We start from the raw sequence: 10,702 nt of genomic DNA on the forward strand, positions 1-10,702 counted from the left end.
CCCGCAGCCGACCGCTCGAGGCAGCGGGCGCGGGCCGGTCGGAGGAGGCCGAGCCGTTGCGCCGCCACCGCGACACCCAGCTGTGCAGCGTCCCGGAGTGGACACCGAGCTCCTCGGCGACCTCCGGCATCGGCCTGCCCGTCTCGATCACAATGCGTACAGCACCCTCACGGAACTCAGGCGTATACGTCCGTTGCTTGGACCCCATGAGCCTCAACTTCCCCTGCATTCACGGACTCCACGCTACGAGGGGAGGGACAACTGGCCGCGTACCTGGACTTTGCCAAGGCCGCTGTCAAAAGGAGCGGGCGTGGTCACGGTGGGCCATCCTCGGATCACATGCGACCCGCCCCCAATGAGGAGAGAACGGCTGTCGGGGCCTCCTGGTGGATCGCGGCCGTGGTTCCCGACAGCCGGGCACCACGGCCGCCGTGGCGTAGGAGGAGTATCTCGGCGGCGATGGACAGTGCGGTTTCCGCCGGGCTGGCACCGCCCAGGTCGAGCCCAGCGGGGGAACAGAGCCGCCTCAGTTGGTCGTGGCGCACTCCCGTGGCTCGCAGGGATGCCCTGCGTTGCTCTGCGGTTCGCCGGGAGCCCAAGGCTCCGACGTAGGCCAGGTCCATCCCCAACGCGGCCTGAAGCACGGGCACGTCGAACTTGGGATCGTGGGTGAGCGAGACGACCACCGTTCTGCCGTCGATCCGGCCTGCCGCCGCCTCGGCGGCGAGGTGGCGGTGGGGCCAGTCCACGACGACCTCGTCCGCGTCCGGAAAGCGCTCGGGGGTGGTGAACACCGACCGTGCGTCGCACACCGTGACCCGGAAACCGAGCGGTGCACCCTGGCAGGCGAGGGCCGAGACGAACTCATTGGATCCGTAGACCAGCATGCGGGGCGGCGGCGCCAAGCAGTTGACGAACACCCGCGGGCCAGCGGCGGAGTCCCCGTCGGCTGGCCCGGTGCGAAACGTGTCGGAGCGCCCCTGGCCGAGCAGTCTCCTGGCCGCTCCGGCAGTGTCACCGTCGAGGACGGAGTCGCCCGTGCTCCCGCTCGTGCCGCTGTCCCAGCACACCAGGTGCTGCCGGCTCGTACCGGCCCGTCAGCCCCGACGATCGTGGCCAGAGCGACGGCGACCCCGCCCCGCATGTGGTGGAGAAGGGTGCCCAATTCGGGGAAGGACTGCTGGTCGACGCGCTCGACGAGGACTTCGATGGTGCCACCGCACGTCAGGCCGACCGCTCCCGCGTCGTCGTCGCTCACCGCGTAGCGTTCGAGCACGGGAGTACCGTCCCGCACGACCTGCTGTGCCAGGTCGTAAACGGCGCCCTCCACGCAGCCGCCAGACACGCTGCCGGTGACTGTTCCGTCCGGGGCGCAGATCATGATGGCTCCGGGTCGGCGGGGAGCCGAGCCGTACGCGGAGATAACCGTGGCGAGCGCGCACGGTGTGCCGGCTTCCCAGAGACGGTGGAGCCGCTCCCACATGTCGTTCATCCTGCTTCCCCATCTCCGATGATCTTGTCCAGGGTGATGGGCAGGTCCCGGATGCGGCGCCCGGTGGCGTGGTAGACGGCGTTTCCGATGGCGGCCGTCATGCCGGTCATCGGGGTTTCTCCGAACCCGCGTGCACCGAACGCCTCGCGGTTCGCCGGGTCAGGCTTGTCCACGAAGCCGATGTGGATCTCGGGAATATCGGCGTTGACAGGCACCAGATAGCCCGACAGATTGGGGTTGACGATCCGCCCCAGGTGGTGGTCGACCATGGTGTGCTCGGACAGGGTGAAGCCGACGGCCCAGACCGCTCCGCCGATCGCCTGGCTGCGCAGCGTCCTGCGGTTGAGGACCCGGCCAGCGTCGAAGATCCCGTGCATACGGGTGACGCGGACCTGTCCGAGCCTGGGGTCGACGCGTACTTCCGCGAAGACCGCACCGGTGGTGTAACCGGGGGGAATGGGAACTGGGTTGGTGGTCGCCTCCACGGGCTCGCCGTGCCGAGTGACGACCGCGCGGATGGTGTCGCGGAGTTTTGGCCGGTCGGTGTCGTACAGGATCCCGGCTTCGACGGTGATCTGGTCGGCCGGGATGCCGTGAAGGGGGGACCGTGGGTCCGCTACTGCGATGTCGATCACGGATCGGCGGGCTGTGGTGCACGCTCGGTTGACGGCGGCGCTCACACCGGGGGCCGTGGCCGACGCGGCGGAGACGAACGCGAACGGGTAGTCGGTGTCACCGAGTTCGAAATCCACGTCGTCAAGATCCAGTCCCAGGCTGTCCGCGGCGACTTGCGACATCACCGTGTAGGTTCCGGTTCCGATGTCGTGGGTGGCGACCTGGACCACTGCTTTTCCATTGGCGGAGATCACTACACGGGCGCCGGCTCCCGGCCTTCCGCCAGCCGTGTGCGCCGCGGACGCCATGCCCAAGCCGATCAGGGTGTCGCCGTCGCGCATCGATCGCGGGCGCGGATCGCGCTTGCTCCAGCCGAATGCGTCCGCGCCCCGGCGGTAGCACTCCTGTAGGTGCTTGCTGCCGAAGGCGGCGCCATTGTCGGGATTGACCGAGGTGTAATTGCGCAGCCGGAGCTTGATGGGGTCCATGTCCAGCTCGTAACTCAGCTCGTCGAGTGCGGTCTCCAGGCCGTGGGCGGCGACGACTTCCGGTGACCTCATGTTGCTCGGCGCGGGCAGATGAAGTTTCACAGCCCTCTGGGCTACATGCACGTTGGGGCAGGCGTACAGCATGCGCGTGGGTTCGCTGGTGTTGAACAGTAAATCCTCGGTCCGACTGACCTGGGACGTCGTGATGTGGTCGATCGCAGTGAGGGTGCCGTCCCGCTTGGCTCCGAGCCTGAACCGCTGGTGGGCTTCGGGGCGGTGGCCATTGGAGGTATATGCCTGGGCACGGGAGAGCACCAGTTTGACCGGATGCCTCAGATGGCGGGCGAGGGCGGCGGTGAACATGGTGTGTGGCCACACCGGGCCCTTCGCTCCGAACCCTCCGCCCAGGAACGGGGACAGTACACGGATGTTGGCAAGGGGCACGTCGAGCGCTTCGGAGAGGCTGAGCCGGGTGGCGTTGATGCCCTGCGCGGTTTCGTGCACAGTCAGCCGGTCGCCGTCCCAGACGGCCGTCGTCGCGGACGGCTCCAGGGCGTTGTGGTGGTGCATCGGTGTCGTGTAGCTGACATCGATGCGGACATCGGCCTGTGCCAGCCCCGCCTCGGTGTCGCCGCGGGTGACCTCGTTGGGACCCTCCAGACCCGGATCGGGCACATATGCCTCGTCCATGGCTCCGGAAAGGCTGGTCTGGGGTGTGCGAGCGTCGTAAGTAACGTTGACGAGCGACGCCGCGTGCTGAGCCTGCTCCAGAGTCTGAGCCACCACGTAGGCCACGGGCTGGCCGCTGTGGTGGATGTCCGCGTTCTGCAGGGGGATGACACGCTTCCAGTAGGCCGCGAGCTGCGAGGTGGGAACGGCCAGGCGGGGCATGTTCTGGTGGGTGAAGATGCCGACCACACCGGGCGAACGTTCGGCGTCCTGGGTGGTGATGCCGGTGATGCGTCCGTTGGCGATGGTGCTGAGCACGAGGTAGCCGTACAGGGCTCCGCTGACCTGAGTGTCCGCGGTGTAGGTGGCCGCTCCCGTGACCTTGGCGCGTCCGTCGATCCGGGCTACGGGGCTCCCTACAATCGGGCTCATTTGCGGCCTCCAAAGTCCTCGAGGATGTCGGCCAGGGCGCGCTGCACCAGCTCGACCTTGAACGCGTTGTGCTCCCGCGGCTGAGCGCCGTCAACCAGCGCTCGGCCGGCTGCCGCAATGGTGGCCTGGGTCAGCGGGTGGCCGCGCAGGGCCTCCTCGGCACCGGCCGAGCGCCACGGCCTGGTGGCAATGCCACCGAAGGCGAGCCGCACATCGGTGACCACTCCTCCCGCCTGGATCAGCGCGGCGGCCACGGAGACCACGGCGAACTCGAACGTGGCCCGGTCACGCAGCTTGAGGTAGCGGGAGCCAGCTGCTGGTCCGCTCTCGGGAATCTCGACAGCAGTGATGAGCTCGCCGTGCCGCAGCGCGGTCTCCTGGTCCGGAGTGGAACCGGGCAGACGGTAGAAGTCCCCGATGGGGATGGACCGGCGGCCATCAGGTCCAAGAGTGAGCACCGTCGCGTCCAGAGCGGTCAGCGAGACGGCCAGATCGGACGGGTGGACGGCGATGCAGTGATCGCTGCCGCCGTGGATCGCGTGCCAGCGGTTCTGTCCGCCGATGGCGGGGCAGCCGCTGCCGGGTTCACGCTTGTTGCAGGCGCTGCCGACGTCCCGGTAGTACCAGCACCGGGTCCGTTGCATGAGATTTCCGCCGATGGTGGCTCTGTTGCGCACCTGTGGGGACGCAGAAGCCAGCAGGGCTTCGGAAATGACGGGGAACCGCTCACGGACCACCGGGTGTTCGGCCACATCCCCCATCCGGGCCGTGGCGCCAATAAGTAACTGGCCTTTTCTCACGCCGATGTCTGCCAGGGCCAGCGCGCCCACGTCCACGACGAGGTCCGGGGCGAGGACACCGTCCTTCATCAGATTCGTCAGTTCGGTCCCGCCCCCGATGAACGCGCCACCGGGGTGGCCCGCAACCAGGCCGACAGCGTCAGATACACGCGACGTACGCGCGTAGTCGAAGAGCTTCACAGCTTGCCTCCCTTCGCGGCGTCTCGTACTGCTTCGACGATGTTCGGATAACAGCCACACCGGCACAGATTGCCGCTCATCCAGTCACGGATCTCGGCATGGGACCCGGTGTGGCCCTCTTTGATGCAGGCGACGGCCGACATGATCTGCCCGGATGTGCAGAACCCGCACTGGAAGGCATCCCGTTGGATGAACGCCGCCTGTACAGGGTGCAGTTCGTCTCCGCGAGCCAGACCTTCGACTGTGGTGATGTCACGGTTGTCTTCCATGACAGCGAGCGTCATACAGGACTTGACACGCTGGCCCTCAACGAGGACGGTGCAGGCGCCGCATTCACCGCGGTCGCAGCCCTTCTTCGGCCCTGTCACGCCCAGACGCTCACGGAGCGCGTCCAGCAGAGTGACGCGGGATTCGACCGTTACGTTACGTCGGACTCCGTTGACACGAAGTGTCACCTCGGCAGTCGAGGCCGGGGGCGGCAGCGCCGACTCCGCCGCGACGGCCGGATGAGCAAGCGCGAGCGGTGCCACGCCTCCCGACACGGCCACAGCGGCACCGGCCTTGAGCACGTTCCGGCGACTGCGCTCGCCAGTTGACAGTGCGTCAGAATCGGCCATGGTGTGTCTCCTTGCGGGTAGGTGATGGGGAGATCTGCCTTCCTCCGCACTGGAAGGCATCGGCGATGCAGTGTGGGGGCCGACACGGCTGGTCCTTGTGTGATGGCCGAGAGGTAGGGCTCGGCGACCTATGGCCGGTGCGGAAGCCGGCGCACGAGTGCGTGACGATCCGGGGCGGGGAATCACCGGATGGACTGGTTCAGGGGCAGTCAGCTTCCACCGGACCGGTTTCAGGACAATCCCGGGGGTCGGAACACTCCTCGATGCGGGGAGGCCAGGAGGCGGCTGCCGCCTTCTTCGATTACAGCGGACGGCGGCTCGCCCTGCTTCCCTCCGGTTGCCCGAGCAGCCATCAGGACCCTCCGGAGTCCGGCGGACACGAGGCGCGCCGACGGGAGCCCCAGACCCTTGCCATCCGAGGACCACCGCAGCTTTTACTGATGGGACTCTGCGAGAGCGGCTGGGGCCCCGACATCTATCCACAGGTGACGCGGGACAAGCCGATGATGCCTGCGTCAGGCCCACGACGCCGCCCTCTAAGGTGTCGCCATGGCTTGAACCTCCGCACGATATGGACGCCTCGTCTACTTATTACGATACACAGAAATGTACAGGCAGTCCACAAGGGGGTGGGATTCGGGGGCACCAGTCGGCTGCCGCGCCCACCCCCCTGCTCAACGCGGCCAAAGCCCTGAACCGAGAGGGCATTTGACGTGGGCGAATTGCCGCTTATGCCCTCGTGGGCTCCTCGCCGGGTTGGCGTTGCGCGAAGGGGGTGGGCCAGCTGCCGGACCCGCGTGGATCAGCGCGGTGATTTACGCAGTGCCCGCAGACTTCGGCGCCCGCCGCCCTCGTACGGCAGTACGATCACCACGGGATGTGCCCATGGGTGCGCGTCGGATCTGTCCACCGGGGGCTCACTCGTCCGTGACCCGCCCCCCGGACAGACCCGTGCGTGCTCGTCCTCCCGCACACCCCCTTGGGGCAGAGATACAGCGTTGCGATCCGGCGGATGAACAGCGGTTCCGCCGACGGTGGTCGTGCACAGGAATCGATGCTCCAAGGGCGACATCCGCGCTCCGACGAGCTGCTTGCATGACGAAAGGAAGAATCGCCCCGATGACCAGTGAGGACACCGGGTCCGAAGAGTCGGGCCGCACGCGTGTGATCGCCGACCGCTACACCCTGCTGTCGCCCCTCGGTGAGGGCGGCATGGGCACCGTGTGGCGCGCCCACGACAAGGTGTTACACCGCAAGGTCGCCATCAAGGAGGTCCGGGCGCCTGCCGGGCTGGCCACGGCCGCCATCGAGCGGATGTACACGCGGCTGGAGCGTGAGGCGTGGGCTGCGGCCCGGGTGTCGCACCGGAACGTGGTGACCGTCTACGACGTGGCCATGGAAGAGGGCCGCCCGTGGATCGTCATGGAGCTGGTACAAGGTCAGTCGCTGGCCGACCTGCTCAAGGCCGAGGGCCCGCTCACCCCACAGCTCGCCGCGTCCATCGGTGGTGAGGTGCTCGCCGCGCTCCGCGCCGCCCACGAGGCCGGCGTGCTGCACCGCGACGTCAAGCCGGCCAACGTGCTGATGGCCAAGGACGGCCGGGTGGTACTCACCGATTTCGGTATCGCCGAGGTCGAGGGCAACACAGCGCTCACCATGACCGGTGAAGTCGTCGGATCGCCCGAATTCCTGGCCCCGGAGCGTGCGTTGGGCAAGCGGCCCGGGTTCGCCTCGGACCTGTGGTCGCTCGGCGTGCTGCTGTACGCGTCGGTCGAGGGGATCTCGCCCTTCCGCCAGAACACAGCTCTCAGCACCCTGCGGGCCATCGTGGACACGGAGTTGCCGCCCCCTCGACGGGCCGGCGCCCTCACCCCGGTCATCGAAGGACTGCTGCTCAAGGATCCGGACGAACGCCTCGGCGCCGAACCGGCGGCGCGGGAACTGCAGTTAGTCAGTGAGAACGGCACGCCCGACACGGGAACCGCGCGGCAGGCTCCTCACTCACCGACCATCGTGGCAGAGCCCGAGACCGAGTTCACGACGCAGGCATCCCCCACCCAGGCGGAGACCCAGCACACCACACAGGTGTCTCCGACCCAGGCCGAGACCGAGTCTGCGGCCACGCAGGTGTCCCCCACCCAGGCCGAGACCGAGTCTGCGGCCACGCAGGTGTCTCCGACCCAGGCCGAGACCGAGCACACGACGCAGGCATCCCCCACCCAGGCGGAGACCGAGCCTGCGGCCACGCATCCCTCGGCGCAGCTCACCGCCGCGAGTTCCCCGGCACAGCCAACCGCCACGCAGCCCGCGGCGCAGCCGACGGCCGTGCATCCCTCGCCGGATACCACCGCTGTGGGAACGCCCGCGTTCCCCGTCCCTCCGGCTCCCTCACGCCGCAACCGGCGCAGCACTGCCCTCGTGGCGGCGGGCGTGGCCCTGTGCGCTCTGGCGCTGGCCGGGACGGGCTATGCCGTCGTGAACGCCGGGGACGACGACGGAAAGCAGCAGAACTCTGCCACCGCAGGCGCCGGTGCGGCCTCTCCGGATACGAAGGACGCCTCACAGAACGCCGAGGAAACCGCCGCTCCCAGCACAGGGGCTGGCGGGCAGGACACCTCCACTTCCGAGGGGGTGCAGATGCAGGTGACGGGTTCGCAGACAACGTACTCGGGACCGTGCCCGCCCCCGAGCGGGGAGGCGCCCATCTTCACGGCGTCGTTCACGGTGGACCGGCTCCCGGCGCAGTTCTCCTACCGGTGGGTGTCCACGGACGGCACGGTCACCGATGAGGCGTGGAGGACGCTGTCATTCCCGAACGGCGGAAGCCTCACCAAGCAGGTCAGCGTCAGTCTGACCACGTGGGCGAAGGCCGGAACGTTCGAGAGCGAAATCGGCGTGGAGCTCAATGCCCCTCTGAAGGGCAAGTCCAACATGGTGCCTCTCTCGTTGACGTGCGAGGCGGGAACGACCGGAGGCGCATCGCATGGTCAATGACGGCTCGTGAACGCGTGACCGAGTCCAGGCACGCTGCCCTCCGGCCGGTTGGGTCTCCGAAGAGTTGAACCGAACCGGGCCCGCCCACGCGTGAGTGACAGTTCCGTCCTCATGCCGGGTCAGCCGCATCACGCGGCCTCTGTTTCCCTGTTGAGTATCATCCGCTAGGAGTAGCTGTGCCATCGGTCATCGTGGGGCAAACGGGTCCCTTCACTGGTCAGAGTGTCGTGCTGAGCGCCACTCCTCTGACGTTCGGCCGCAAGAGCGACAGCGGCGTCGTGATTGTCAGCGTCAGTGCCTCCCGTCTGCACGCCGAAATCGTGGAGGAGGACGCCGGCTTCGTCCTGTACGACCGCAGCCGCAACGGCACCTTCGTCAACGACCAGCGCGTCACACGGCATGTACTGCGTGCCAACGACCGCATCCGGATCGGTGAGGAGACCTTCCTCTTCGATTCGCAGGACGCCGTGGAGACGGTCATGGACCTCTCCCTCCTCGACATGCCCCGGGCCAAGGCATCCGCGGATCCCGGCCTGCTCCGCGTCACGATCACCGGCGGGGGGCCGGTCGGCCTCGCCTTCGCGCTGACGCTGGAGAACATGCTGCGCGGGCGGGTCGCCATCAAGATCTACGAAGGCCGGTGGATCAAGAACGGCTCCTCTGTGGTCTGGAAGGACGAGACCCACGGAAACACCCGTCGTCAACAGGTCGTGACCATCCAGAGCCGGCAGTACCTCGCTCTGCCCGAGGAGATGCAGTCGGCGCTGTTCGGCTCAGGGGACTTCGCGGAGATGTGGCCCGTCGGACCGGACTCCGTGGAGGGCCGGCCTCCCCGCAACATCCGGATCGCCTACATCGAGGACCGCCTGCTGGAGCTGGCGAACAAGAGCACCGCGATCCGGCTGGTACCGGAACGCTTCGACCCGTCGGAGCACCAGGGCCGGCTCTCGCAGGAACACGTCCTGGTGGTCTGCGAGGGCGGACGGTCCCGTACGAGGGAGCACTACAGCGACTTCTTCGGCGCGGCCGACGCCTCGATCTACTCCCTCGAAGGCGACCATCTGCAGGACGTGGTGCTGGGGCTACGGGTGAAGTCCCCGCTGCCCGACCCGATGAGCGTTCTGCTGACCGTTTCGCAGAACAGGTTCCTTCTCAACTCGCTCCGCGGCGAAGGCTTCTTGAACATGCGCCTCACCCGTGAGGAGGCCAAGAACGTCGTCGGCCTCGACCCGGTCCGCCATGTCTTCGAGGAGTGCATCGCCGCTCGTCCCTGTGTCATGAGCCGTGAGGAGGACAACGAGTTCCGCTGCCCCTCGCACGGAACCCTCTTCCTGCCCGCCCTGCTGCGCAGCTCGCCCCTGTGGAAGCGGATCCGGGAGGGCCTGAAGCTGTACGGCATGACCGAGGACGATCTCACCGCGGTCACGTCGTTCCGACTGGACATGGTGCAGCGCCCGCGGTTCACGGCGCAGCTGACCCGCCCGACCTCGACGAGCCCCGGCACGTACGGCTTCCTGCTGGGCGACGCGGCCAACGCCATCCACTTCTGGCCGGGCCGCGGCCTCAACAGCGGTTTTGCCTCCGCCACTTCGCTGGCCCGCTCCCTCAGCCGAGCGTGGCAGGGAAAGCCGCTGCGTGACGCCGACTTCATCCGGCACGAGGCGGCGATGTCCATGCTTCAATACAGGCACAAGAGCCGGGCCTGGAACGCCATGGTCACCACCGACGAACAGGGCGCCACCCGCGCCATCAAAGACATCATCGCCCGCAGTATAGAACCGGCTCCCGCCGACGGCTCTGAGTCTCAGCAGGCGCACCTCGACGCCCTGCTGGAGAGAATGAGTGCGATACGCGAGCGGCTCGCGCCGCGCCTCCCCGGCATGCCCACCGACGAGGAACTGCGCAGCCACCTCTCGGCGTTGGAACCCGCCACGCTGCGCACGCTCAAGGAAAGCGGTGCGTGGGACACCTTGATCGTCGGCGGCGAGGAGGCCGACATCGATCTCTTCTACCAGTCGGACGCCCCCGTCTACGTTCCTCGCCCCGCCAACCCGCAAAATATCCCGTCGGGTCTTGCACAGCAGGAAGCCGCGTCCGTGAATCCGGCCTGAGGGTGGGTACGCAGGGCCACCCGCACGCTGCGACAGCCAGCATGACCGGCCCCGCACGGCGGCTGCGAGGGGATTGACAATCGACAACCTCACCAAACGCATAGCAGACGAAACGACACCCACCTGGCGAGGAACCTACTAGGACATAAAGGGCAATCCACCTAGATCAAACGCCCTCTCAGTGGGCATTTAGAGAAGCTCTGTGCCAGTAAGTAACTTTCGTGGCCGTCACGCTTGAGGTGTTTGCCTCATACGCACACCCTCGCGCCCATCGAGCTGCGGACTTGGCCGCCCGTTTGCTCCG

The 10,702-nt window shown here is 67.5% G+C and carries 7 protein-coding genes and 1 pseudogene; 2 read left to right on the forward strand and 6 right to left on the reverse strand.

Annotated features, from left to right (window positions below):
- The 6 genes and pseudogenes from FPZ41_RS40915 to FPZ41_RS40935 form a co-directional block, all read right to left on the reverse strand.
- Positions 1 to 208 (reverse strand): transposase (locus tag FPZ41_RS40915; protein ID WP_152869233.1); only part of this gene is annotated, 208 nt, incomplete at its 3' end.
- 127 nt (positions 209 to 335) lie between these two features.
- Positions 336 to 887 carry an XdhC family protein gene (locus tag FPZ41_RS50060; protein ID WP_322621365.1) on the reverse strand — a complete coding sequence of 184 codons (552 nt, stop codon included), beginning with the start codon at positions 885 to 887 and terminating at the stop codon, positions 336 to 338.
- Between the two features lie 434 nt (positions 888 to 1,321).
- A pseudogene (locus FPZ41_RS50065) lies at positions 1,322 to 1,492 on the reverse strand (XdhC family protein); the annotation flags it as partial.
- Positions 1,489 to 3,696 (reverse strand): xanthine dehydrogenase family protein molybdopterin-binding subunit, encoded by a 2,208-nt coding sequence (locus FPZ41_RS40925; protein ID WP_152869235.1) that lies wholly within the window; start codon positions 3,694 to 3,696, stop codon positions 1,489 to 1,491. The gene FPZ41_RS40925 and the pseudogene FPZ41_RS50065, both read right to left, overlap by 4 nt.
- Positions 3,693 to 4,676, reverse strand: a complete 984-nt coding sequence (locus FPZ41_RS40930) for an FAD binding domain-containing protein (protein WP_322621366.1) — start codon at positions 4,674 to 4,676, stop codon at positions 3,693 to 3,695. The genes FPZ41_RS40925 and FPZ41_RS40930 overlap by 4 nt, the downstream gene beginning before the upstream one ends.
- Positions 4,673 to 5,293 carry a (2Fe-2S)-binding protein gene (locus FPZ41_RS40935; protein WP_152869237.1) on the reverse strand — a complete coding sequence of 207 codons (621 nt, stop codon included), beginning with the start codon at positions 5,291 to 5,293 and terminating at the stop codon, positions 4,673 to 4,675. Before FPZ41_RS40935 ends, FPZ41_RS40930 begins: the two co-directional genes overlap by 4 nt.
- A 1,119-nt stretch (positions 5,294 to 6,412) precedes the next feature.
- On the opposite strand from FPZ41_RS40935, the gene FPZ41_RS40940 reads away from it, so the two are divergent.
- The gene (locus FPZ41_RS40940; protein WP_152869239.1) at positions 6,413 to 8,287 is read left to right on the forward strand and encodes a serine/threonine-protein kinase; all 1,875 of its coding nucleotides are present in this window, start codon (positions 6,413 to 6,415) and stop codon (positions 8,285 to 8,287) included.
- 176 nt (positions 8,288 to 8,463) lie between these two features.
- Positions 8,464 to 10,398 (forward strand): FHA domain-containing protein, encoded by a 1,935-nt coding sequence (locus FPZ41_RS40945; RefSeq protein ID WP_322621367.1) that lies wholly within the window; start codon positions 8,464 to 8,466, stop codon positions 10,396 to 10,398.
- Positions 10,399 to 10,702 lie beyond the last annotated feature (304 nt).

The organism is Streptomyces acidicola (genome assembly GCF_009377235.1).
Classification (GTDB): Bacteria; Actinomycetota; Actinomycetes; order Streptomycetales; family Streptomycetaceae; genus Streptomyces; species Streptomyces acidicola.

Coding starts and splice junctions, on each gene's coding strand:
- FPZ41_RS40940 (WP_152869239.1), top strand. CDS start 6,413: ATGACCAGTGAGGACACCGGGTCCGAAGAGTCGGGCCGCACGCGTGTG.
- FPZ41_RS40935 (WP_152869237.1), bottom strand. CDS start 5,293: ATGGCCGATTCTGACGCACTGTCAACTGGCGAGCGCAGTCGCCGGAAC.
- FPZ41_RS50060 (WP_322621365.1), bottom strand. CDS start 887: ATGCTGGTCTACGGATCCAATGAGTTCGTCTCGGCCCTCGCCTGCCAG.
- FPZ41_RS40925 (WP_152869235.1), bottom strand. CDS start 3,696: ATGAGCCCGATTGTAGGGAGCCCCGTAGCCCGGATCGACGGACGCGCC.